The 24,124-nt window shown below is 40.0% G+C and carries 22 protein-coding genes and 1 tRNA gene; 8 read left to right on the plus strand and 15 right to left on the minus strand.

Annotation, left to right across the window (positions count from 1 at the left end; translation table 11 throughout):
• Positions 1–263: 263 nt before the first annotated feature.
• The gene (locus H6G83_RS06895) at positions 264–1,109 is read left to right on the plus strand and encodes a DNA/RNA non-specific endonuclease (RefSeq protein WP_190468951.1); all 846 of its coding nucleotides are present in this window, start codon (positions 264–266) and stop codon (positions 1,107–1,109) included.
• 69 nt (positions 1,110–1,178) lie between these two features.
• On the opposite strand, the gene H6G83_RS06900 is transcribed toward H6G83_RS06895, so the two are convergent.
• Positions 1,179–1,580 (minus strand): nuclease A inhibitor family protein, encoded by a 402-nt coding sequence (locus H6G83_RS06900; protein WP_190468954.1) that lies wholly within the window; start codon positions 1,578–1,580, stop codon positions 1,179–1,181.
• A 334-nt stretch (positions 1,581–1,914) separates the two neighbouring features.
• Between H6G83_RS06900 and H6G83_RS06905 the strand changes: the two genes are divergently transcribed.
• Both H6G83_RS06905 and H6G83_RS06910 read left to right on the plus strand, forming a co-directional pair.
• On the plus strand, positions 1,915–2,082 hold the full coding sequence (locus tag H6G83_RS06905; RefSeq protein WP_190469128.1) for a hypothetical protein: 168 nt from the start codon (positions 1,915–1,917) through the stop codon (positions 2,080–2,082).
• A 468-nt stretch (positions 2,083–2,550) separates the two neighbouring features.
• Positions 2,551–2,973, plus strand: coding sequence for a hypothetical protein (locus H6G83_RS06910; RefSeq protein ID WP_190468957.1), 423 nt, complete (start codon positions 2,551–2,553; stop codon positions 2,971–2,973).
• An 80-nt stretch (positions 2,974–3,053) separates the two neighbouring features.
• Here H6G83_RS06910 and H6G83_RS06915 read toward each other — a convergent pair whose 3' ends face one another.
• From H6G83_RS06915 to H6G83_RS35185, 9 genes are all read right to left on the minus strand, one after another.
• On the minus strand, positions 3,054–3,692 hold the full coding sequence (locus H6G83_RS06915; RefSeq protein ID WP_190468959.1) for a histidine phosphatase family protein: 639 nt from the start codon (positions 3,690–3,692) through the stop codon (positions 3,054–3,056).
• Positions 3,693–4,021: 329 nt separating this feature from the next.
• Positions 4,022–4,924 (minus strand): ROK family protein, encoded by a 903-nt coding sequence (locus H6G83_RS06920; RefSeq protein ID WP_190468962.1) that lies wholly within the window; start codon positions 4,922–4,924, stop codon positions 4,022–4,024.
• Positions 4,925–5,205: 281 nt separating this feature from the next.
• Entirely contained in the window at positions 5,206–9,312 is a 4,107-nt protein-coding gene (locus H6G83_RS06925) for a leucine-rich repeat domain-containing protein (protein ID WP_190468965.1), read from the minus strand.
• A gap of 25 nt (positions 9,313–9,337) precedes the next feature.
• On the minus strand, positions 9,338–9,832 hold the full coding sequence (locus tag H6G83_RS06930; protein ID WP_190468968.1) for a hypothetical protein: 495 nt from the start codon (positions 9,830–9,832) through the stop codon (positions 9,338–9,340).
• A gap of 215 nt (positions 9,833–10,047) precedes the next feature.
• Positions 10,048–10,248 (minus strand): hypothetical protein, encoded by a 201-nt coding sequence (locus H6G83_RS06935; protein ID WP_190468970.1) that lies wholly within the window; start codon positions 10,246–10,248, stop codon positions 10,048–10,050.
• A 96-nt stretch (positions 10,249–10,344) separates the two neighbouring features.
• Complete coding sequence (locus tag H6G83_RS06940; RefSeq protein WP_190468973.1) at positions 10,345–11,235, minus strand: ABC transporter permease; 891 nt, start codon at positions 11,233–11,235, stop codon at positions 10,345–10,347.
• A 154-nt stretch (positions 11,236–11,389) separates the two neighbouring features.
• Complete coding sequence (trxB, locus tag H6G83_RS06945; protein ID WP_190468977.1) at positions 11,390–12,760, minus strand: thioredoxin-disulfide reductase; 1,371 nt, start codon at positions 12,758–12,760, stop codon at positions 11,390–11,392.
• A gap of 304 nt (positions 12,761–13,064) precedes the next feature.
• On the minus strand, positions 13,065–14,858 hold the full coding sequence (locus tag H6G83_RS06950; protein WP_190468980.1) for a pentapeptide repeat-containing protein: 1,794 nt from the start codon (positions 14,856–14,858) through the stop codon (positions 13,065–13,067).
• A gap of 78 nt (positions 14,859–14,936) precedes the next feature.
• Entirely contained in the window at positions 14,937–15,152 is a 216-nt protein-coding gene (locus tag H6G83_RS35185; protein WP_390821370.1) for a tyrosine-type recombinase/integrase, read from the minus strand.
• Between the two features lie 212 nt (positions 15,153–15,364).
• On the opposite strand from H6G83_RS35185, the gene H6G83_RS06960 reads away from it, so the two are divergent.
• The 5 genes from H6G83_RS06960 to H6G83_RS06980 all read left to right on the plus strand — a co-directional run bounded on the left by H6G83_RS06960 (position 15,365) and on the right by H6G83_RS06980 (position 19,714).
• A complete protein-coding gene (locus tag H6G83_RS06960; protein ID WP_190468983.1) occupies positions 15,365–16,288 on the plus strand; it encodes a carbohydrate ABC transporter permease in 924 nt (307 codons plus the stop codon).
• A 265-nt stretch (positions 16,289–16,553) separates the two neighbouring features.
• Positions 16,554–16,628, plus strand: a tRNA-Met gene (locus H6G83_RS06965).
• 371 nt (positions 16,629–16,999) lie between these two features.
• Positions 17,000–17,548 (plus strand): RNA 2'-phosphotransferase, encoded by a 549-nt coding sequence (locus H6G83_RS06970; protein ID WP_190468985.1) that lies wholly within the window; start codon positions 17,000–17,002, stop codon positions 17,546–17,548.
• A 12-nt stretch (positions 17,549–17,560) separates the two neighbouring features.
• Positions 17,561–18,139, plus strand: coding sequence for a YdeI/OmpD-associated family protein (locus H6G83_RS06975; RefSeq protein WP_190468988.1), 579 nt, complete (start codon positions 17,561–17,563; stop codon positions 18,137–18,139).
• Positions 18,140–18,187: 48 nt separating this feature from the next.
• Positions 18,188–19,714 (plus strand): slipin family protein, encoded by a 1,527-nt coding sequence (locus tag H6G83_RS06980; protein WP_190468991.1) that lies wholly within the window; start codon positions 18,188–18,190, stop codon positions 19,712–19,714.
• 699 nt (positions 19,715–20,413) lie between these two features.
• On the opposite strand, the gene H6G83_RS06985 is transcribed toward H6G83_RS06980, so the two are convergent.
• The 5 genes from H6G83_RS06985 to H6G83_RS07005 all read right to left on the minus strand — a co-directional run bounded on the left by H6G83_RS06985 (position 20,414) and on the right by H6G83_RS07005 (position 23,934).
• Positions 20,414–21,625, minus strand: coding sequence for an RNA-guided endonuclease InsQ/TnpB family protein (locus tag H6G83_RS06985; RefSeq protein ID WP_313935358.1), 1,212 nt, complete (start codon positions 21,623–21,625; stop codon positions 20,414–20,416).
• Entirely contained in the window at positions 21,610–22,539 is a 930-nt protein-coding gene (locus H6G83_RS06990; RefSeq protein WP_313935361.1) for a transposase, read from the minus strand. The genes H6G83_RS06985 and H6G83_RS06990 overlap by 16 nt, the downstream gene beginning before the upstream one ends.
• A complete protein-coding gene (locus H6G83_RS06995) occupies positions 22,424–23,017 on the minus strand; it encodes an IS607 family transposase (RefSeq protein WP_190468993.1) in 594 nt (197 codons plus the stop codon). Before H6G83_RS06995 ends, H6G83_RS06990 begins: the two co-directional genes overlap by 116 nt.
• 54 nt (positions 23,018–23,071) lie before the next feature.
• Positions 23,072–23,263, minus strand: a complete 192-nt coding sequence (locus H6G83_RS07000; protein WP_190468996.1) for a hypothetical protein — start codon at positions 23,261–23,263, stop codon at positions 23,072–23,074.
• Between the two features lie 488 nt (positions 23,264–23,751).
• Positions 23,752–23,934 (minus strand): hypothetical protein, encoded by a 183-nt coding sequence (locus H6G83_RS07005; RefSeq protein ID WP_190468999.1) that lies wholly within the window; start codon positions 23,932–23,934, stop codon positions 23,752–23,754.
• Positions 23,935–24,124 lie beyond the last annotated feature (190 nt).

The raw sequence follows: 24,124 nt of genomic DNA on the forward strand, positions 1-24,124 counted from the left end.
AAGTTGTATTTGCTATTCTTCTATATTTGAAATTTAAACTCTTATTTTAATTGAATTTTTACTATTTCTTTACTTTGTTTGTTTAAAACAGAGAGGTAGCTTTTATGCTGCTTTATTGCCAACTGCTGAATTCTGATTACACGCCTGTTGTTGCAACACTTTGAGCAATTGACAGTGTTTTAACCTATCCGACTACGGCTATACATTTTGTTTCTGTAAGTTATTGCGGAAACTACTTTATCGTGTTTCAACAACATTTACAAATGAAAAAACGTAATTTTTTTAAAACTATACTGCCCATTGCTTTACCCGCAGTAGTATTTGCTCTATTTAATTATGGAGAAAAACCACTAACTGCTCAAACTTCTAGTGTTCATCTGACAATGGGAAATCCTAGTGGTGCTAACACTAGTTACAGCAATCTTTTATTGAACAAAACTCAATATGCTGTTTCTTACAATTGTTATAGAGGGACACCAAATTGGGTAAGTTGGCAATTAAACACATCTTGGTTAGGAAGCACACCCCGTCAAGATGATTTTCGTGCAGATACTACATTACCTTCTGGTTGTTATCGAGTTAGTTCTAGTGATTACACTGGTAGCGGTTTTGATAGAGGACATATGACTCCTTCTGCTGATAGAACTAACACAGTAGCAAACAATTCTGCTACTTTCTTAATGACAAATATGATTCCTCAAGCACCAGATAACAATCAAGGTGTATGGGCAAATTTAGAAAGTTATTCTCGCAGCTTAGTAACAAACCAAGGTAAAGAACTTTATATTATTGCAGGTTCTTATGGTAGCGGTGGAACTGGCTCTAATGGCACAAGAACCACAATTGCTAATGGTAACGTTACAGTTCCCGCCAGAACTTGGAAAGTTATTGTAGTATTAGATAGTTCCAATAATGGTGCTAGTAGTGTGACTACCAATACAAGAGTAATTGCTGTAGACATACCTAATACACAGGGTGTCAGAAATGCAGATTGGAGAAACTATAGAGTTAGTGTTGACTACATTGAAGGACAAACTGGTTACAACTTGCTGTCTAATGTTTCTTCATCTGTTCAAAGTGTAATTGAAGCTAGAGTTGATAATCAGTAAGCTTTAAGTTGTTAGATCAATTTTGATTTTAGCCTGTCTTGAAATGAAGATAGGCTAAAAGTATTTGAATTATGTTTCTACTAATTTTGTAGAGATTCCTGCTAAATCTCCTGATGGAGTTGCACCAACAATATAAACATCAATATTGATTGCGCCTAAACGATAAACTTGAATATTTGTGAGATTTTCTTGAAGAGTTTTTACAAGTGATTGAAATTTTGACACGTTTTCTTTTTGTGTTTCATCGTGCCATTCTTTTTCTTGAGCGCAATTACGAAAAAAATAATCTAGCTCTACTGTTTCAATTGAAGTTTCTGGAGGATGTCCGGTAAGTTGCAAAAGTTTTTGGTTAGTTAAACTTTCTTGAGATTCACCAGTCCAATAAAATACTTCAAAAGGATATTCTGATTCACTAGGCATTAACAGATTATCAGCAGCTTGCTTTAGCTTGGCAATAATTTCATTAGTCATAATTATTTACAAGTAGTTTAAGTGGCACTAAACTAAGTTTGTAGTAAGGACTTTAGTCCTTTCAAATCTAACAACAAAAAAATAAATTACTTTCTAAAAAACACTGCGTCAACAATACAAACAACTATTTTATATTTAATTATGCTTATTTACTTATATAAATTTAATTTGTAAAAAATCTTAGTATTTTTATAGCAGTAGACAGCCAAAGACTTTTAACTCTGTCCCCTGTCCCCTGCTATAAGATGAGTTGTTGTTTGTAGTCAGCGATTTATCGCTCTATTGCTGGGTTTGAAAGGACTAAAGTCTTTACTACAAACTTATATTTAATGATGTGGCTCGATTAGCAGAGTGGGAATTTCACAATGCTGTGTTAGCTATGAAAGAAGCTGTACGCGGACAATATGGTTCAGATAGTCATCAAGCGCAAGCGGTAGGACTGAAGAAAAAATCAGATCGCAAGCGTCCTAGTCGAAAGAAGACAGTAGCGATCGCTAGTTAACTATATATTTTTTTCACCGCCCACTTTTACTTAACCCTGAGTTAAAACTTATTCCTTGGCTGGTCGAACATTATCGTTCGATGGGTTTGGTTAAAGCCGTCCGTCAACGCCACCGACGAACGCCTGCTCGCTCTGTTGACATCTGGGCTGATGCCTTAACTTGACACCAATGGCTGTTCGGCCCACCCATAATATTAAAAAGGGCAAACTGCCCATCCTATCAGCAAATTGGAGTGTTGATAACAATCAACTTCTTTGCCTGTCACCTGTCCCCAATCCCCTGTCCCCTGTCCCCTGTCACCTATCCCCTGTCAACTGTCAACTTTCCCCTGCTATATAACTTTTCGCAAAATTTCCGATTAATTTGGGAATTTTCTAGTAAATTGGGCAACATAACTTAGAACCTCAGCAGATTTAATAACATACAGGGTAAGCATCATTCATGAGTTTCAGACTTGAGGAGCTGTTGTGGCGTACTGGGTGAAAATTGTATATGACAGGAGGGAATATATAATCAATTTTGAGCGCGTAAATGCTTTTTGTTATGAAAATAACGGCAGGGTAACATTTTGGTTGCCAGATAGTGCCATTCCCATTGTTATTAATCCCCAACAGAACCTAGAGGACTATCACAAGATTCTAGAATATCTGGAGAAGGTCGCAGGCTTTGAAGTGGAAAATGCTCATTGGGTAAAAATCATTTACGAAAGAAATGAATATGTAATTAACCTCAATTGCATTAGTTCTTTCTGCCAAGAAGGCAACGGCAGAATCACATTTTGGCTACCTGACGGCACTATTCCTATAATTATCAACCCAGTAAGTAATCCAGAATCTTATGGAAAAATTTTAGACTACGTAAAGAAGACTACAGGGTATTCTTTTTCTTAGTCGCGAGAGTGAAACAAGAATCCCCGCATATTCGCGCAAACGCTGGGGCGGGGATTGTCAAAAACTACTAGCTGGGATTATTATGTTCCGGGACGGAAGCGGAGATGATCTGGTATATGATGGCGATCGCCTAATATTTCTAACAAAGGCCCATGAACGTCAAATTTAACCATACTCACCGAGGCGACCAAAATATTCACCCGATAGCGATAGCGCCCCAAATCAATTCCCAATAAACTGCAAAGCATAATCCGAATTGTGGCTTTGTGGGAAACTACTAAAACATTACCTTGCGGATATTTTTCCTGAATTTCCGCAATTACAGGCATAGAACGGTTAGCAATATCTACCGCCGTTTCTCCACCTATGGGCGCATTCCAAGCGGGTTCTGTTAACCATTTTACATAATTTTCTGAGTAATTCTCTTGGGCAAAGGTTTTACTCTTAGCTTCCCATTTGCCGTAGCTACCTTCTTTCAGTCCGTCACGCAACTGCATATCCATACCGATAGCATCACAAAATGGCTTGGCAGTTGCAATAGTGCGCTTCATCGGGCTAACATAAACAGCTTCCCACTTCAATTTTTTATAAACATCAGCAAAACTCTCTGCCATCCGCACCCCTTCAGAAGTCAACTCCGCATCAGTTTCACCGCAGAAATTACCACTTTGACTAAAAGTAGTTTCTCCATGTCGCAGTAAGTATAAATTGAGTGTCATAGCTTGTATGGCGATTGGAATCAAGGAGTTTGTGCAACAACAAAATACCATCAATCTCGCCATCAAGTATGTGACACCAAAACAAACTAATCAACCGAAAAAGTCAATCTCATACTTTGGAATTGGGGCAGGGATGCAGTCTGATGTTAGTTTTTCTGCCAAAAGGAATAAATTTGCAGTCATATCAAGTCCGGCGAACTTAGTTGCGATATGGTTGGTTTAGTCGGTAATTGGTCATCGGGAATGGGTAATTGTTTTTCACTATTACCCATTAGCTATTACCCATTACCAATCCTGACGATATGATAAGTATTTAAGCGGACATGATATCAGATGGCTGATTTGTGCAATCTTTCCCAAGCTAACTTAGCTGCGCCTACCATTCCGGCTGAGTTGCCTAATTGGGCTGGCAGAATTTGTAATTCTGCGCGAGATGTGTACATGACTCGCTTTTCAATTTCTGCCTTGAGGGTAGGGAAGAAAAATTCATAGCTAGCACTCACACCACCACCCAAAACGATCGCTTCTGGTGTTAAAATGTAAATTATACTGGCTAAACCTGTACCTAAATCTCTACCATATTCTCGCCAAAATGCTAAAGCCTCTACATCACCCTCTTTAGCTAATAAACCTAATTCGGCAGGTTCTTTACCTGTGCGGCGACGAATAGCTTTAATGGAAGTGTATTGTTCTAGGGAACCTTGATTTCCACTCTTACACATGGGGCCTTCTGGCTGAAGCGTGATTAATCCCAGTTCTCCCGCCGCGCCGCGATGTCCAACAAATAATTTACCATCTAAAAAGATTGCGCCGCCGACACCAGTCCCCAAGGTTAACATTATAAAATTTTTGTATTGGCGACCAGCTCCTAACCATGCTTCGGCTATTGCTGCACAGTTAGCATCATTTTCAATTACCGTAGGCTTGCCAATTTTCGCTTCCAACCAATCAGCTAAAGGCACATTGACCCATTGTGGTAAGTTTATCGCAATTTGGGCAATGCGTCCAGCTGCATCAGCCGGGCCGGGAGTACCGACACCAATAGCTATAGCTTGATTATCGGGGTCAATTTGGGCGATCGCATCCACCATGACCATGAAAACTGCTTCTGGTATGGCGGGTTGGGGAGTCGCTACAGTTAAAGATTGTAAACAAGTACCATCTTGGGTAAATCGCCCTAGTTTAATTGCTGTTCCCCCCAAGTCAATGCCAATTACTTGAGTATCTGCCACTTTTATTTCCTCACACCAAACCACCAAGGCTGAAAAAGGGGCTTGGTTACTTGGCTCTTTTTTCAACTAGGTGGATATTATTCAAGACAAAGTAGTATTTTAGTTCGTAGTGAGTGATTTATCACTCAGAACCGAGGTTATGAAGATTATATTGCGATCGCACCTAACGTCCACTGTAGGCGATCGTTTTTCCAGCGTTCCTTGGGTGACATTCACAGCTACACTTTATCTAAGGTAGAGGCATCATAGGTTTTTATTCTGGTTTTATGGAATTATTAGCCTCATCCATAGATTTGCAGGTTAGTTAGGTGAGCCAGAGAGGAAACATCACTCACCCGTGTTTCTGAAAGATTTAGCCATGTAAGGTTGGTCAGGTGAGCCAGAGCGGAAATATCACGTACCTGAGTATATGAAATATTTAGTGATGTGAGGTTGTTGGTCAGGTGAGCCAGAGCGGAAATATCACTCACCGCCGTTCCTGAAAGATTTAGCGATGTGAGGTTGGTCAGGTTAGTCAGAGCGGAAATATCACTTACCGCCGTTCCTGAAAGATTTAGCGATGTGAGGTTGGTCAGGTTAGCCAGAACTGAAACATCGCTTACCTGCGTTTTTGAAAGATATAACGATGTAAGGTTGGTCAGTTTAGTTAAAATTGAAACATCCCTCACTTGCGTTCTTGAAACATCTAGCTCTTTAAGGTTGGTCAGGTGAGTCAGAACTGAAACATCACTCACCGCCGTTCCTGAAAGATATAGTTCTTTAAGATTGGTCAGATGAGCCAGAACTGAAATATCACTCACTGGTGTTAAGAAAAGACTTAGAACTTTGAGGTTGGTCAGGTGAGCCAGAACTGAAATATCGCTCACTGGTGTAAATGACAGACTTAGCACTGTGAGATTAGTCAAGTCAGCCAGAACTGAAATATCCCTAACTTGCTTTAATGAAAGACTTAGCACTGTGAGATTAGTCAAGTCAGCCAGAACTGAAATATCGCTTACCCGCGTAAATGAAATATCTAGTTGTGTGAGGTTGGTCAAGTCAGACAGAACTGAAATATCGCTTACCTGCGTAAATGGAATATCTAGCTGTGCGAGGTTGGTTAAGTCAGACAGAACTGAAATATTGCTCACCTGCGTGTATGAAATATCTAGTTGTGTGAGGTTAGTCAAGTCAGACAGAACTGAAATATCGCTCACTTGCGTGTTTGAAAGATTTAGCTGTGTGAGGTTGGTCAAGTCAGACAGAACTGAAATATCGCTCACTTGCGTGTTTGAAAGATTTAGCTGTGTGAGGTTATTCAGTTTGGACAACGGATTTGAGTTACACAATTTTTTTGGAATTGAAATCGGAAGAAGCCCATCTTGTTCAACGTGTTTTCTAATGATTGATATTCGGCTCCAATCATCAACAAAATTTACTAGTTCTTGAGCAACTTTGAGAGTTTTATCATCTAAAAACTCTTTAAGAAGCTCGTTAGCTCTTTGATCACCGATTAATCCCAGCATTCGTACACAAGCTGCACGTTCTGCTGCTTTCCAACCTGTTCGATTTTTAAGATAAGGTATGATCGCTTCACCACAGGATGCTAAGGCTACTGCATCCGTTATATTTTGAGGTGGCAAAAGCTGTTTTGATAACTGGGTAAAAGCTTGGGTAATTTCTGAATCATTTAGCTGGTAAGCATTTGTATAACACCGAAGAAAAAAGAACTGCTGTGTCCTAATTTTTGCAGCTTCTACTCGGCCTTTTTTCGACCGTTTAGCAGGAGCATTTAAAGGAGTTTTGTTAAGAATTGCTCTTACAAGGTCAGTAGCAAAGCTAGAACCATCTCTTGGTAGCGCAACAGCAAATAAAATAACAGGTTGCCAGGAAGCTTCATCAGTGTGATTTGCTAATGTCTGAAAATCACCGATATTAACAAAACGTTCGGCTGCGAGAAACTCTTTTAAAGTATTGTGCAGAAATTCAATTTTCTCACCCAAATTCTGAAGCATTCCACTACGTTCTACGAGTGCTTGAAGAATATCGGCAGCTTTAATATTAGATTTCTTGTAGGTTTCTAAAGCTTCACTAATTTGTTGTTGGGCTTCAGAAACAGTAATTGCAGATACACCTGAACTAACCATGTGAAAAGCAAGTTGAGACAGCAATCCTTTACGAAACGGAAAGTCTAACCCTTGATACGCTTGATTAATCCATTTTTGGTCTTCAAAGTGCGATCGCTCTTTATCCCGGCGATCTAACAGCATCTCGCACAGCTTTTCGCATAAATCCACAGGTGTTTCTGGCAGGTTCTCATTTCTTGCCCGATGAAGCGCACAAACCACTGCACAAAGCAAAGGATTACTAGTTAATCGAGCCACAGCAGGAGTAGTTTCAAGTCGCTGCTTTAAGCGTTTAGCCAAAGGTCGTAAATCTGCCGGTTCGTTCCAATTTCGTAACCGAACTTCCATCGCCTCATGCCATTTATCAATGAAGGTGTCCCGGTCAACAGGGGTCATCGGTTCAACCCGCGCAGATACAAACCCAAGTTCAATAAACTCTCTTCGTTCGACTGCTTCAGGGCGTGTTGTCACTACATAATAATTATCTGGATAAGTTTTAATTAACTGACGGATTTCCCGCATAGTTTCATCCCGCACTTGCTGGGGAACTTCATCTACTCCGTCAAACATCACCAAAGCACGACCATTGTTTAAAACATCATCAATCCAATTAGTAGGCGGATCAGGTAGTTCTTTTGCTAATAAAAGAGGAAATTCACTAGGTCGGGGCAACTGACCTTTAGTGTAATCCCGCAAGCGAATAATGAAGGGAATTTTTTCTCGCCAGTCACCAGAATTATCTGCAAATTGAGTCTCAGCTTCGCCATCAAGCTGACTCAATGAAGGCTTAATTAATGGTAATTTTTGTTTTGCTCTGTCTCTAGAAACAGGTTCATCTTTAGCAGATTGTACAGCCGCCCACCGCAAAAGAGTTGTTTTGCCACTACCAGCCACTCCACGTATCAGCAAACGCTTTTCATCACAAAGATTATCAAAAACCTCCTCTGCTGGAAATGTATTTGCATCTTGTGCTGTGAGTTCGTTAATATCATCTTCTAATTCTTCTGCTTCTGTCATCTCCTCATCTTCATCAGATAAATTCAAAGATACATAAGCAACAGTCAGTGAATATTCTTTAGACTCCTTGGGTACTTCAATGCCAAAAAGCTGCACATAATCTAACTTATTAACCACAGCTTGACGATAACGAACTTCATAATCTGCTGCTGGGTCATCTTTACTTTCAGAAGTAATATTATCTATTGATAGTTCTACAGCAGGGTTAGGGTTTTTTTTTGCGGCAATAGAACTACATAACTTTTCCATCCAAGGCTTTAAATGTGTTAAATTCCAACATCCTAAATCATCTGTTTGCTCATAAATAACGCGAGGAATCCAACCCGCCCCTGTAGAATCATATTGGCGCAACCAAACCTCACCAGTTCCTTGTGTAAAGTCAAGCCGCACAAAGTTATAACCATTGTTTTTACTTTCAGACCATTCATGACAAGCACCTGTGGAAATAACTGTGTGTCCGTTGGCAGCATTAGGGCGAACAAAATCCTGATGCTCATGCCCATGTAATACAAAAGGAAAATCTCGTTCTAACTGCCTACCAAAAGTTGGGTTTTCTTCAGGAAACAACCAGTTACTAGGATGATGCAGCAGGGCTATCTTGAAATCATTAGGTGGCATCTGTTGATTTAGAGTCTCAAGCTGAAATCGCCCCGCCATCCAAAGCCGCCCCATTTCTTCTCGACCAACTCCTCTAGATGACCAAGCAGAGTTAAATCCAGCAATACCTACACGTAACCCATTAAACTCTCGTGCATCAGCATAAATTAAGCGATCGCGTCCTGTCAGTAGATGCTCATAACCAGAAGTCTCAAGAAAATAAGCATAATCACCTAAACGCCTAAGAAGTTGCTTCCAGTTGTCTCCCATCTTCTGGATACAACCAGTAATATCATCTAAATTTCTCTTCTCACTCAGTAACCATTCTGTCTCAAAGTCAGTTATGCGCTCTCGATTAACATCATGATTACCCGGTACAATAAAAAGGTTCCTTTGCTCAATGGCTGGCTCAAAAGACTCTCGAACTGCTGTTAAGAAATCATGGGCTTCACGAAATTGCTCGGTTATTGATTTTCCATCACTATTTCCGATGTGACCATACGCCGCATCACCTGTAAAGAAAATCAAATCCGGTCTTAACCCATACTTCTCCTGCATTTTTTTCAAATCCTTGCAGAGAGTATCAGTAACTCGTCTAGCATCCCAACCAGTCTTAGGTTTACAAGCATGGAGGTCTGAAAGATGTAGCCATGTCAGTGTTTGCGCCATTGAGAAAATTCCTTATTAACCCGCCTCAAATTAAGGGGATGACCTTCCAAGCAATTAGGAGAAAAACGATTTCTAAAACATAACTGATAAAGACAGTGGGATTTAGCAAACCGTCCCAAATATAACCTTTCCGTTTGGGAACAGTCACCCGTTTCAATGAATAACTCCAGCTATTAAAGATAGCAGGCCCTTTTAATTTGCAGCTTTCCAAGAGGATTTTTTCAATTTCGCCAACACGGGGATAAAAGCCACGCTGAAAATGTTTCCATTGACTTTCTAAAACCCAAAAAAAGATAGGAATGGCACAGCCAACCAAAGCCAACACACTCTTATTCTGTTGCAGCGCCAAGACAATTACAGCACCAGTTCCAGTGATCCCAAGGGCTTTAATTGCCCAAATTTGCTTATTGTAGTCTTCAATAGTGTTTTGCAGGAAAAAATATTCCTGCTTCAATAACTCCAACTCAAAATTATCTAAGGGATTAGCGTTAGAAGAGGTAGAAGGTTGAGAATCAGACATCAGCCCTACAGTAATAACACTTACCATGTATAACACATGACTTGGCAAAATACAGAGCTAGTTCGTAAATAAAAGCTTAAGAGGTTATTTATGTGAAAATAAAATTATCGGTGTGTTAGGCGCATATTTCGAGATGAACTGTCACGAAAAGCATGATTTGTGCGCCTCAACACAGCTATATCAGATTATAAGGACTAAAGTCCTTACTACGAGCTTTAGCTTTTCGCTGCTTGGTCAAAAAATTCTAAGTTATTGGTTTTTTTGGCTGTAACTCTTAAATTTGTGACAACGCTGGTACGAAAACTAGAATGTTCCTGTGCAACTGTCACTGGCGCACCTTTTAAAATTCCAGATAGCGCCACAGAAAGCATAAACCCACCAGCCGCCGCCGCTATTAACGAAATGTTATCTTTCACTTTAATCTCTCAGTAATATATAAAGTCCATAGTTCATAGTCAATAGTCCATAGTCAAAAATCTAATGACCAATGACCAATGACCAATGACTAATGACTACTTCCGATTTTCTCCCCGCGATCGCGGATTGACAATTTCATTTAGCCCTTCACCAAGTAGTGATAACCCTACCACCATTAATGTCATTGCTAAACCTGGAAACAGTGTAGTCCACCAAATCCCAGTAGGTAGTGCTTCTAGTGCTTGTTTTAAATCATGCCCCCATTCTGGCACTTCCTCCGGTAATCCTAGCCCTAAAAAGCCTAAACCGCCTAGTACCAAAATTGCATCGGCGGCGTTGAGGGTGAAAAGTACAGGTACGCTTTGAATGACGTTGAAAAATAAATATTTGGAAAGCACTGTCCAGGTAGAAGCGCCCATTGCTTGCGCGGCTTCGATGAATACTTCGGTTTTGACGCTGACGGTATGGTTACGCACCACGCGGTAGTATTGGGGAATGTAGGCAATACTAATTGCGATCGCTGCATTTAAGATTCCTCTCCCCACCACAAACGCCAAAGTTACTGACAGTAGTAATCCTGGTAATGTATAAATACTATCCATAAGGAACAGCAGCGCCTTATCTAACCTACCGCCGAGATAGCCGCTCACCATCCCTAAAGGCACACCAATCAACATACTCAACGCTGTAGCTAAAATCACTACCTGTAATGCAGCTTGAGCGCCAAATACGGTGCGGGAAAACACATCATGTCCTAAACGACTAGTACCAAACCAGTGTTTAGCCGATGGTGGGACTTGGGGGATGTTAGAAAGAAAATCTTTAGGGTTTTGTAGCCATCCCCAAGCCTGAAATACAGGTGCAAAAAATGCCAGGAAGATGAAAAATAGGGTAATGGCTAACCCAATTTGCATTAATTTGTGGGAAAGGGTGGGATTTTTGACAAAAAGCCCCAATTTAGGCAACTGACGTTTAGTAATGGTCATGAGCGATCGCCTGCATAGCGCAAGATACGCTGACCATTTTACATGGGGATTCCAGTTATCAGTTGTCAGTTGTCAGTTGTCAGTTATCAGTTGACAGTTGTCAGGTTATTTCCACTGCTCACTGTTCACTGATAACTGATAGAGTCCCCAATCGTTAAATATTACTTTCAATCAACTGGCGATACTCACTCTTTTGCTTCACACCTTTAACCTCTTTCACCAGTTCCTTATCCTTGAAAAACTGGACGGTTGGTGTTCCGGTTACGCCAGCATTTTCAGCAATATCGCGGTCTTTGTCGATGTCAATTTCTACAAAGTGGATTTTGCCGTCAAATTCATCGACTACTTTATTTAATATTGGTTTGAGGGTATGGCAAGGCCCACAACCGGGAGAAACGTATTTGACAATGAGTAGGCGATCGCTTTCATGGAATAATTTCCGTAGAGCATAGCCACCAGCATGGCGTGTTGCATTCAAATCAAACTCCGCCGCTTGTTCCGCTTCGGTTTTCTGCGCTTCTGGCTGATGTTCTAACTCATTATTAATTGTCGGTTCTTGATGGAACTCTTGAATCAAACCATTAACAGACAACCACCTTTCCGCCAACAACGCCGCCGCGCACCCACTACCAGCCGCCGTAATTGCTTGGCGATACTCATGGTCTTGTACGTCACCGGCGGCAAACACACCTTCTACACTGGTTTCTGGCGAACCGTGTTTGGTGACAACATAACCAATTTCATCCAGTTCCAGTTGTCCCTTAAATAAAGATGTGTTGGGACTGTGACCAATAGCGTAAAACAAACCTTTTACTTGCAGGTTAGTTTCTTCCCCAGTTTTGCTATTGCGGACTTTTACCCCATCCATGTGACCATTACCAAACACATCGACAACTTCTGTGTTCCAATGCACTGTGATTTTGGGGTTACTTAAAACGCGGTCTTGCATAGCTTTAGAAGCCCGCATCTTCTCAGAACGCACCAACAAATTAACTTTTGAGCCGTACTTAGTTAAATATATCGACTCTTCCGCCGCCGAGTCGCCAGCACCAATTACAGCCAATTCCGCACCGTGGAAAATTGGGGTAGCACCATCACAAATTGCACAAGCAGAAATTCCCCGACTCCAGAATTGATGCTCACTCGGTAAACCCAAACGCTTTGCTGTTGCACCAGTAGCGATAATAATACTATGCGCCTTCACTTCCCTTTCATCGGAGCGCACAGTAAATGGACGCTGACTTAAATCAACATATGTCACATCTTCAGTATATAACTCAGCCCCCCAGCGCTCCGCTTGAGCCTTCATCCGATCCATTAATTCCGGCCCGGTTATCCCTTGGGGAAACCCTGGAAAGTTTTCTACCTCAGTCGTTGTCATGAGCTGCCCACCAGGCAAACCCCCAGCTTGGAAACCTTCAAATACCACAGGTTTTAGGTTAGCTCTCGCCGCATAGATAGCCGCCGTGTACCCTGCTGGCCCAGAACCGATAATTACTATGTTTTCTACAGTTGGGTTAGACATAATATTTATACGAACTCATAACGACTACGTTTAATATAGCATAACAATTAGTTAGTTGTCAGTTGTCAGTTGTCAGTTGTCAGTTGTGATTCTCCCCTGCTCCGTTCCCCTCCAGGGAGGGGCTAGGGGTGGGTTTCCCTCATCTCCCCCCAGTAAAATGTAGGGTGCGTCAGTACAAGAAACACTAGCTATACCAAGAAAATATTCATAAGTAGCGCACCCTACTAACTTACGCAAAAATTATGCTGCTGGGGAGCAATATTTCCCGAACATCCTTATGTATCAATGAAAGGATAAAAACCATCTATCTGTATGACCCATCAAATTTAGCATTTACTGTCTGAGCGCCGTCTAGATTAGCTCTATATAATTTAGCTTCCCTTAAATCTGCATTTTTTAAATTGGTATTTTTTAGGTTAGCTCCTGTAAGGTTAGCGTTTCTAAGGTTAGCACCTTGTAAATTAGCATTTTCTAGGTTAGCCTCCACTGAAGCATACAAAGAGTCGTATTCAAAACTGGCATTTTCTAAGTTAGTATTTTGTAATCTAGCATTTTTGAGGTTAACAGCAATTAATCTAGCACCTTGTAGATTAGCATTTTGTAGATTAGCATCTTCTAATTGAGCAGAGATTAATTTAGCACCTTGTAGATTAGCATTTTCTAATTCAGCATTCTGTAATTTAGCATTTTCTAAATCAGAATCTTCTAATTCAGCATTCTGTAATTTAGCAAAACTTAAGTTTGCTCCTTTCAGTTTAGCTCCTGATAAATTAGCCCTTTGTAAGTTAGCTTTTTCTAAGTTTACGTTTTCAAGAAATAAACCCTTTAAATTTGCACCTGATAAATCACAGCCAATACAAGATTTATTTTCTTGCAACTGAATAACAAGAGCTTGTTTTTGAGCTTCTATGCGTTTCCTTTCAGTCTCTCGTTGAGCTTCTATGCGTTTCCTTTCAGCCTCTCGTTGAGCTTCTATGCGTTTTTTTTCAGCCTCTCGTTGAGCTTTTATGCGTTGTCTTTCAGCCTCTCGTTGAGCTTTTATGCGTTGTCTTTCAGCCTCTTGTTCAGCTTCTATACGTTGTCTTTCAGCCTCTTGTTCAGCTTCTATACGTTGTCTTTCAGCTTGTATCTGTTCTTCTAACTTTGCTTGTCGCTCCTGTTCAGCTAAAATAGACTCGTGTTCTATCCATTTGTTACCCTGATCAATAATTAATATTAATAAAGTAAAACATAATAAACCTGCCGCAGACAGATTAATCAATCTAGAATTAAATGCAGGAATACTATTTATAGAACTACCATTTGTAGATAGTTTTAATGCTTTCTGTGCTTCCTCAGCATTAAGAAAGCGTTTCTCTAGCTTTCGTTCAACCATCTTTTGCAACCAGAGAACAAAAGAGCGAGGTAATTTAGGTAACTTTTTTCTAAAATTAATTCGCTCGTTTTCATCAATTAAATCTCCAATGTTAATCGATTTTGTATTCGTTAAAAGACAGATTATAGTAGCCCCTAAGCTATACAAGTCAGAACCTTTTGTTAATTGACGTTTATAAATCTGCTCAGGAGGCATGAACCCGAATGTTCCTTTAGCAATCGTACTTGATATCTCTCCTTCCTCAAGTTTAGCCAGCCCAAAATCGACCAAATAAACTTTTTTATCTTGACTTACTAGGATATTTTCAGGTTTAATATCCCGATGGATAACAACAGGTTGTTGCTGTTGTAAATAAATTAACATTTCTAAACATTTAACAGCAATTTGCTGAATATCTTCAGGACTCAAATCACTCGCTACTGCCAAGGAGGGAGCATTCTTATACTCTTGTACTAAACAAAAACCTGTCGAGGTTTCAAAAGAATTCAGATAGCGAGGGATGCTGGGATGATTAAGTTTCTGCAATACTTTAATTTCTTGATGAATAGTATCATAATCTCTCCAATTTCCCATCGGTTGAGCAAACTGAAATTGCTTGATTACCACATTTTGTCCCGTTCTTATACTTTGCGCCATGTAGGTAATCCTCCCTCCTGTCAGATTGCGGCCTAATTCCCGTTCAATTTGGTAGCCATGAGAGGAAAAATCAGGGTACTTTATCATTACTTATCCTGAATTACATTAGTATTACAAGAGATTATCGTAACGAAAGAACTCAAATTTTTGTTAGTTTTTAAAACTTTATATACTAGTGTTTAAAAGGTATAAAATTAAACTCCAATCACAGAAACCGCCTCTCGCTTCTGCTAGGAGCGTAACCTCCAGATAACGCTGCAATGTTTCCAGGTGGCTGTGACTAGAGATTTCCTGAATAGTTCTCAAAGGTATCCTCGCGCTGGACATCTGCGTGAGGGCTGTGCGCCTAAACAAGTGGGTGCTAACTCCTTCCAAGCCCACCCGCTTACAGGCGATGAAAGCAAGGTTTGTTAAAATGGCCAAAGTTTTACTTACCCAAATCTTGCACCACTCTCTTATTGACAAAATAACAGCCCCAAAAGCTTATTATTGCGTAGGGTGGGCAGTGCAGGGAGCCACCTGCGTATTGAGAAGGTGCAAGATATGAAGTTACCCTGAATTAGCTTTGCTACCTACTGATAAAAAACGCTTTTATGAATCAATTGACGGCTAAAGATTGGATACTCATCAAAGGACGGCTAACTCCTTATCTGTTTTTGCTACCTGCATTGATTTTGTTGGGTTTAACTGTCTTTTGGCCGGCGTTGCAAGCGTTCTACCTCAGTTTTACTAGCTACGAAGACCTGAGCCAACCACCGCAATGGATAGGCTTTACTAACTTTCTCCGGTTGTGGAAAGATGCAGTTTTTTGGAAAACTTTAGAAAATACATTTCTTTATCTTGTTGGTGTAGTGCCGATTTTGGTGATTGCGCCTTTAGGGTTGGCAATTTTAGTTAATCAAAAACTACGTGCAATTAATTGGTTTAGAGCCGCCTACTATACACCAGTGGTAATTTCTATGGTGGTGGCGGGTATAGCTTGGAAATGGCTATACGCCGAAAACGGTTTACTTAATCAATTACTCAAAACCTTTGGTTTTACAGATGGTATTCCCTGGCTCACGACTTCCGCTAAACTTTTCGGTATCGTGCCGATTTCTCTAGCCAGCGTCATGGCTGTGACTATATGGAAGGGACTCGGCTACTACATGGTGATTTATTTAGCCGGCTTGCAATCAATTCCGGCTGATGTGTATGAAGCCGCCGCCATTGATGGCTCAGATGGGATTCGCAAACATTGGGATGTTACTATTCCCTTAATGAAGCCTTATCTCGCGCTTGTAGCTGTAATTTCCGCAATTTCCGCGACTAAGGTATTTGAAGAAGTTTACATCATGACTCAAGGCGGGCCACTCAATAGCTCGAAAACCATCGTTTATTATCTATATGAGCGTGCCTTTAGTGATTTAGAAATTAGCTATGCCTGCACAATTGGACTAGTATTATTTTTGATAATTTTAGGACTGTCAGTTTTGCGCTTAGTTATTAGTCAGCCAGGGGGAGATAATCTGGTTTAGTGCTGAATTCAGATAAGTGTAAGTTTGTCAAGGGTTTTCGGAAAATTGAACGCAGATAAACGCAGATGATGAAGATTTAGATTTTTCGCTAATGCAAAATTTTTTTGTGCTACATTAAGTTACAAGACAGTAATACATTTGCCTAGCTATAGTTTGGGTTCTATATACCCAACTGGTGCGCCAGCCTCTGGCTTGAGCGTATGCCGCAAAGTGATAGGTTACTATTTTACGTCGTTTGATTTGCTTAGTAGCGGATTAAAGACTCTGAAAGTTAGCTCACTGGTAGAGCGATCGACTCATAATCGATATGTTGTAGGTTCGATTCCTATACTTTCCACCAACCCTGTCCGGGTCAAAAGACACTACTCTGTCACAGTAGCCAATTTAACTTTAGTAAAACTCTGTGATGTAGGTTTACTGTCGTTCATCACCTAGTGATGTTCGATAGTAGCAGTGAAGAAGCTAGAGCGAATGTCCTCTCCCTAACTTGAGTATGTTCCTTCGTTTTCCTAACTAGGCAAAATGAACGACATATTTGAGCGCTGTTATTTATAGATTACTCAAGGGTAGTCTAGAAGCAAGTAGCAGCAATCTTAATCCAGTTTTGGAGACGCATTTCGCCCGCAACTAAACTGTCACACCTACATTTGCAGAGTTTTAAAATATGTTGTAGCATGTGTAGTATAAATGTAATAACTTGAAGTCGAGACGATGAATCAAGAACGTCAGGTCAAAATCAGCAAATTTTTAAGTAAACATTTGCGTCATACACCAGAACGCCTTGGTTTGGTTTTGGCTCCAGGCGGTTGGGTAGCAGTTGATGAGTTACTGGGTGCTTGTAAATCTCATCGATTTCCTATTTCCCATGCAGAATTGAAACAGGTGGTGGCTAACAACGACAAGCAGCGCTTTTCATTTGATGAGACTGGAACTAAAATCAGAGCAAACCAGGGACATAGTGTGGAAGTAGATTTGCAACTACAACCACAAATTCCACCGGCTATTCTTTATCACGGTACAGGTGAGAAATCAGTACCAGCAATCTTACAATCTGGACTGCTGAAAATGTCACGTCATCATGTGCATTTATCTCCAGATGTAGAAACTGCTAGAAAAGTAGGAATGCGGCATGGAAAACCAGTGATTTTAGTTGTTGATGCTCTGGTTATGTATCAAGCAGGTTTTACTTTTTATTGTTCAGATAATGGGGTTTATTTAGTGGATCATGTTCCCCCAGAGTCTTTACATATTATGAATTAATAAGTTATCTCTATGCCAAATTTTGATAATCAATTACCAACATTTCACGCTGTCAATCGTCAAGAATGGCGGGAATGGTTGGAAAGGAACTATCAAACTGCTGGTGTATGGTTAGTGTATTACAAAGTAAAAAGCGGTAAACCGAGTATTCGCTATAGTGAGGCAGTTAAAGAAGCTTTATGTTTTGGTTGGATTGACAGTAAAGTTAAATCCTTGGATGGGGAGAGTTATATGCAAATATTCACTCCTCGAAAACCGAAAAGTGTCTGGTCAAAATTGAATAAGCAATATATTCAAGAATTGATTGACGAAGGTTTAATGACTGAGGCTGGTTTAGCCAAAATTGCAGCCGCAAAACAAGATGGTTCATGGACTACTTTAGATGCTATCGAAGCTTTAGTTATTCCCGATGACTTACAACAGGCTTTAGCTGCCAATGAAACTGCTAATAAATATTTTGCCGGGTTAAGTAACTCAACTAAAAAGAATATCCTCTCTTGGATTGCTAGCGCTAAACGTCCACAGACAAGGTTAAAGCGAATTGAACAAACTATAAATTCAACAGCACAAAATACAATACCTAAGTTATAAATGCCGTTATTTAGATTCAAGATTCCAAATTTATCTATGCTATTTTCTATGTGGAAAACGTTTTATATCAAACCTAACGAAATCGGAATTTTATATCATCGTAGTGATTTCAAGAAAGTATTACAGCCAGGGACTTATACTTATTTTGGTCGCCATTGGCAAGTACAAACTTATGACCTGAATCAGCCGGAAGTTAAGATTGAGAATTTGGAACTGTTACTGCGAAATCACGCCTCAGAGTTACAGGAACATTTACTAATAGTCAGAACAGCATTTAATCAAGCTGCTTTAGTACGTTTGGGTCAAACTTGGGTTAGTGTGACACCAAATCAGTTACGGGCGTTTTGGCGCGGTTTTATTGAGGTAGAAGCGCATTTTTTCAATTTGGAAGAAAGCTTGGAACTACCTGCTGAGTTTGTGCGACAGGTGCGAGGAATGGCTTTGAGTGGAATTAAGAGATTCCACATTTTGGAGTATGAGATTGGTTTGCTATATGTGCAGAATAATTTTTCGCGACCACTAGAAACAGGTGAGTATGCTTTCTGGTCTGTTGATAGGGATGTTTCGGTGCGGAGTTTCAGTCGTATTATTCCTAATCCCGAACTTCCACTTGAAGAAATCTTGGTGGAACAACATCCTGATTTTGTGGCTAATTATTGCGAGATTGTGCAATTGCAGAATCAACAGGTGGCGATCGCACGTTATCAAGGTAAGGTCATTGCCATCCTACCACCGACTAGCCGCAAGCTATTCTGGCGGGGCGTTGAAGTTGAAGTAATTGACATCAGCAGCGATGCCAAGTTACCTACTCGCCTGGTTGCGGAGTTAGTTTCTGGTTTACCTGAAGTTCTAGTTTTAAGTCGCAATTACTTACATATTTGCGAAGTACCTGCACAGCACATTGGTTTACTCTACGTAAATCAAGAATTTCAAGCACAGCTACCATCTGGAAAGCACGCATGGTGGTTGTTTGGACGTTCTCTGCGTACAGAAGTTTTTGACTTGCGTTACTCTACTTTGGAAGTATCTGGTCAAGATATCCTCAGTAAAGATAAGGTTCCATTACGCTTAAACTTAACTGCTGGCTACCGTATTCTCGACCCTCTCTTAGCCAAAAATGGTTTATCGGATATTCCCAACTATCTATATAAAGAATTGCAGTTTGCCTTGCGTGGCGCTGTGGGCGAAAGAACTTTGGATGCTTTACTGGAGGACAAAGGCGCGATTGATAGTAGTATTTTTGAATACATTCGGCAAAAAACTGCTGACTATGGAATTGAAATCGATTCTGTTGGGGTGAAAGATATCATTCTCCCTGGTGAGATTAAGACGATTTTAAGCAAGGTTGTGGAAGCTGAAAAAGCCGCCCAAGCCAATGTAATTCGTCGGCGTGAAGAAACTGCTGCTACCCGCAGTATGTTGAATACCGCCAAGGTGATGGAAGATAACCCCGTAGCGTTGCGTTTGAAGGAGTTGGAAGTGCTAGAGCGAATTGCCGAAAAAATTGAGAAAATTCAAGTTAACGGTAGCTTGGATAGTATCTTAACCGAGTTGATTCGGATTAATCGCAGTTAAAACGGGACTTATATCAAGTTCGTTGGAAGACTATATTATCTGTGGGGGTTGGTAATTGGTAATTGGTAATTGGTAATAGAAAGAAACAATTACCTATTGACTATTGCCAATTACCACTCAAACCAACCATATTATTAAGTAATTAGCGGGACTTAAACATTTTTGAGGCAGAAATAAACCTCAAACCCATACAGGGCAAGGAAATTACACCACAGGCTCAAAAATGCTTGAAACCCAGATATAGCAAGAAATTAGTGGGACTTGAACATTTTTGAGGCAGAAACAAGGCTCAAACCTATATAGGGCAAGGGAAACACACCGAAGGCTCAAAAGTGTTTCAAACCAAGATATATCAAGAAACTAGGTAAAACGATGTCAAAATCTTTTGGTGTATACGTTTGATGATTTTTTCAGCCTACTTTTTGTCTAAGTCCCATTAAGTAGGGGCGGGTTTACAGATATAGCCGTCGTCACATAGGTTAGCTGATATCTTGCACCTTCTCAATAAGCAGGTGGCTCCCTGCACTCCCCACCCTACGAAATAATAAGTTTTCTAGCCTGTTATTTTGTCAATAAGAGAATGGTGCAAGATGTAAGTTAGGGCATTTTCAAAGCTGGAATGGGAGGAATTCACTCAAACTCAAGCAAAGAATGCAGACTTGCTGCATTGACTACTCCCCGTGCTGAAGCACAGGGATTCTAAACTGATGCTACGGGGAGGGCTAAAGCCACTCCCCTTCGCGTTTTACAGTTCTTTTCCCAAAGAAAGATCCTTGGCGGGACGGTCAAAAGCCCCCTAACAACCTTGGCTAAATCAAATACTAAATTTAGCTGTGTCTTTGCTTTAATCAGCATATTTGCACTGGCGTTTAAATCAGCAGAGATTTTAATACTAGTTGCAGTTACAAACAACCCGCGCATTACTCGTTTTCCACTTGATACCCACCCTTCCGGTTTTTCGCAGAATTTAGGTATTGTATCACCATCTAAAAACGACGCTTGGCTGGTGTAACTTTCCTCAATTTCCTGAAATTTGATGCTATATAGTTCACATAGCTGTTTAATCCTCTGTTTTAATCTTGCAGTTGGTATCTGTACAATTTTCTGATTATTTTTTGCTCCTAAATTAATACCATCTTTATTATCTTCATTCCAACCAAAAACAATATTACCAATCTTGTATTCTAAACAATGATTGATTACTATTCTGGCGGCTTTATTAACTGCATCACGGATTTGGCGATTACGCTTTTCAGTAATATGTGCAAGCTTTTTACTCCAAAATCCTTGAGGTTGATTAGTTTTAAGCCTTGCTACTTCTTTGTTGTACCACTGGTTTAAGCTTTTAACTTTGCGACCATCCACAATAAAGCTTGTTCCTGCGTTAGAAATACAGCTTAACCAGTTATTGATCCCATGATCAATACCTAAAACCAAACTGTAGTCTAAATCTGGTTTTTGCGGTTCTAGCTTGTAGATAAACTCAGCGTAAAAGCAACCGTTACGGGGAAGTATCCGTAATTCTTTAATTTCTAGATAATCTAAATTACTGGGTAGTGGAATTGTAAATGAATCTATCCCGAACCAAGTTTTAACTAGACTACCCAATGGTACACGAATTTGACCATTAACTAATTTTAAAGCTTGTTTAGGATACGAAACTAAGGCTAATCCGCCTTTTTTGCGGTAATTAGGTAATCTAGGTTTTTGCTCTATTTTTCCCTCAAAAAAGACTTTTCTAAGTTGCTTAAATGATTGGAATGATTCAGCTACAGTAATTAAGGCTTGCTGTGCTGCTTGTGAATATAGAGCTTGATAGTGCTTGTTTTGTTTATATTCGTAAATTAAATCAAATTTGCTTACTATCTTGCCAGTTTTTAGAAATAGCTGTCTTGCTAAGTATATTGAGATAGTGTCAACATTTGACGCACTGACTTTGACCTAATTCTTCGCTTTGCCTTCTTGGACATTTGTGATGTTTCAAAAGTTGGCAGCAGAATAATGTCAAAGTTATCAACCAAAAATCGAGCGGTTTTCTTGTGCAGTTCGTCTACAAGGTTTTTAATTTTACCTCGTAGTCTACTAGCAGCAAACTTTAATCTTCTTTTGGATTTGCACTTAGCTTTGGCAATTTTAGAAATCAACTTATCTAATCGAAAACAAAGTTTTTGAATTTGAATATTAGCTGAAGTTCCAATTTCACCAAAGCTAAACTCTGAAAAGAAGGTGATAAATGTTCTGATACCGGGGTCAAGTGCCACAACAAGTCCTTGGTTATCGTATTGTTGTCGTGACACATCCTCTGGCACTGTCAAATAGTAGTCGCCATAGGCTTTTACTAATCGGCAGTCACCAAAGCTTTGAGGCAAGGATTCTTTAAGTATTACCTCACCTAAAATACTGTAGTAAATTCCTTTGTCTGACACCGCAGATTTAGGAATATAGCAAGACTGAATCGGGTCTTTTCTAGACCTAAATTTCACCTTACTAATACCACCACCATTCTGAAATTTTTTCTTAGCATTACTAACAGCTTTGCAAGCGTCCTTAATAGCAATTGACTTAATTTGATAGGGTACTGATTTACAAAAACCAGGTAGTCCATTCAATATGTCTGTTTTGATTGCTTTCCAGTTTGCTTTAATAGTTGAATCTTGCAGTAGCTTAACTGTGGTGTTGTAGACAAACCTAGAAACACCAAACCACTGTTTAATCGTTTGCTTTTGAGTTGCTGTTAGGAATATCCGGATCTTCCTTGATTTTTTTACTGTATTTTCGCAAGTACTGCATCCTACAAGAGAAGATATGGAGGATGGAGAGAAGATCCGAGGTAAGTTCTGATTCGGGACAGTGTACAGTTTGCCCTTGAACCACGATTTGTCCACCGTTCTGCTCGACCATGTACTCAATGAGTTCAAATCCAAATCGGCACAGTCGGTCACGACAGGCAACAACAAGCGTGAGCTTATCTCCCTTGCTAAGTCTGTCCAGTAAGGTTTGCAGTCCTTTACGCTTAAAGTTGATTCCGCTACCGATATCTTTGATGATTTCGGCTTCTGGGTAGAGTGATTGCATATCAGCAATTTGTCTACCAAAGTCGTCTCGTTGTTTGGCTGAACTAACTCGGCAGTAACAAACAAGGGAGCGATCTGTTGCACCGCGAAGGTAGGACTCGACATTGAATAGTCGTTGTCCCGCTTCGTTTTTGATGCTCTCGATTTTCCCATTATCGGCGTACTTCCTTAGTGTGTTTGGGTGCAGTCCAAGTTTTTTAACTGCTTCTCGTGGTGGTACATAAACCATCCCACCATGTGAGCATTTGCGAGTTAATGTAATCAATTGTTAGCAAATTTTTAGCTAATGACTAACCTCCCTTTGTGGGAGTTGGGAAGTCATGGGTTGTTGATTATTGGGGACATCGGTTGAATAGTGTCCAATCACAAACACAGGTAGGGTTAAAGTTACCAATGCGATTATTGTTCCCACAATATCTGCCAAACGATGGGAGTACGTATCGGAAGGACTGGCAGCCTGGCTATCTGAGTTCATACAAAGTTTAGAGTCAATCACGTCTCTTGATAAGTTTGCTCTCTTGGGGAGAGTCTCTATAGTATTTTAGCTATTTTTTACTGTCAAATGTGTAGCCGTTAAAAACATCAGCCAATTTGGCGCTTATCATAATTGTCGTTTTTTACTTGCTATTTTTGACACAAAGTTGATGATTAACATTTCCTAATGATTCTAGTGACTGATTTGTTATGATTCCTAGATATAATCCGTTGTCATTGGGTTAATCTTTGGTTAAGGAACCATGATAGAAAGTGTTTTATCTGATATTTATACATATTAATTATTAACCTTAATACTCAAAGGTTGCCAATATTGTAACATCTCGAAATAGTTTATTTCATGTCTGTCTGGCGATTTCTCTTATAAGGAATATTGAGTAAAATACGAAATACTACTGAAGATATAAAGTTAGTTTTCCGGCTCAAAGCAATACAGAACCAAAGATGTAGGAGAATATAACCAATTGATCAGACATTATTGGCATTATTTATATTGATAATTGGAAGAAATACAGATAAATTTATGAATATTACTAGCACTTGTTTGGCGATCGCATTTTCTTCACTGTTGGCGATCGCACCACTAGAATTTTCTACGATAGTAATAATTAACAACAGATACTGAATAAATGCAGACTTGTCAATCTGCATAAAGATAGATTATTAACTATCGAGTCTTGACGGTTGACTGTACAGACGCGATTAATCGCGTCTCTACTTACCAATGACCAATGACTAATAACTAAAAAAACCGCCACTAGGATAGGGCGGTCTGGTTAAGCAATCGGAGGGTAATCTATAGCCTAAGCTGCTAATTGAGATGTTGCTGTAGCAGGCTTTG

Origin of the sequence: Anabaena azotica FACHB-119 (genome assembly GCF_014697625.1) — a bacterium.
In the GTDB taxonomy this organism is placed as follows: domain Bacteria; phylum Cyanobacteriota; class Cyanobacteriia; order Cyanobacteriales; family Nostocaceae; genus Trichormus; species Trichormus azoticus_A.

Bases quoted from the DNA above. Each gene is read 5' to 3' on its own strand.
- H6G83_RS06925 (WP_190468965.1), bottom strand. From the start codon at position 9,312: ATGGCGCAAACACTGACATGGCTACATCTTTCAGACCTCCATGCTTGT.
- H6G83_RS06975 (WP_190468988.1), top strand. From the start codon at position 17,561: ATGCCAAATTTTGATAATCAATTACCAACATTTCACGCTGTCAATCGT.
- H6G83_RS06940 (WP_190468973.1), bottom strand. From the start codon at position 11,235: ATGACCATTACTAAACGTCAGTTGCCTAAATTGGGGCTTTTTGTCAAA.
- H6G83_RS06970 (WP_190468985.1), top strand. From the start codon at position 17,000: ATGAATCAAGAACGTCAGGTCAAAATCAGCAAATTTTTAAGTAAACAT.
- H6G83_RS06995 (WP_190468993.1), bottom strand. From the start codon at position 23,017: ATGGTTTATGTACCACCACGAGAAGCAGTTAAAAAACTTGGACTGCAC.
- H6G83_RS06900 (WP_190468954.1), bottom strand. From the start codon at position 1,580: ATGACTAATGAAATTATTGCCAAGCTAAAGCAAGCTGCTGATAATCTG.
- H6G83_RS07005 (WP_190468999.1), bottom strand. From the start codon at position 23,934: ATGCAGATTGACAAGTCTGCATTTATTCAGTATCTGTTGTTAATTATT.
- H6G83_RS06895 (WP_190468951.1), top strand. From the start codon at position 264: ATGAAAAAACGTAATTTTTTTAAAACTATACTGCCCATTGCTTTACCC.
- H6G83_RS06915 (WP_190468959.1), bottom strand. From the start codon at position 3,692: ATGACACTCAATTTATACTTACTGCGACATGGAGAAACTACTTTTAGT.
- H6G83_RS06980 (WP_190468991.1), top strand. From the start codon at position 18,188: ATGTGGAAAACGTTTTATATCAAACCTAACGAAATCGGAATTTTATAT.
- H6G83_RS06960 (WP_190468983.1), top strand. From the start codon at position 15,365: ATGAATCAATTGACGGCTAAAGATTGGATACTCATCAAAGGACGGCTA.
- H6G83_RS07000 (WP_190468996.1), bottom strand. From the start codon at position 23,263: ATGAACTCAGATAGCCAGGCTGCCAGTCCTTCCGATACGTACTCCCAT.
- H6G83_RS06950 (WP_190468980.1), bottom strand. From the start codon at position 14,858: ATGATAAAGTACCCTGATTTTTCCTCTCATGGCTACCAAATTGAACGG.
- H6G83_RS06930 (WP_190468968.1), bottom strand. From the start codon at position 9,832: ATGTCTGATTCTCAACCTTCTACCTCTTCTAACGCTAATCCCTTAGAT.
- trxB (WP_190468977.1), bottom strand. From the start codon at position 12,760: ATGTCTAACCCAACTGTAGAAAACATAGTAATTATCGGTTCTGGGCCA.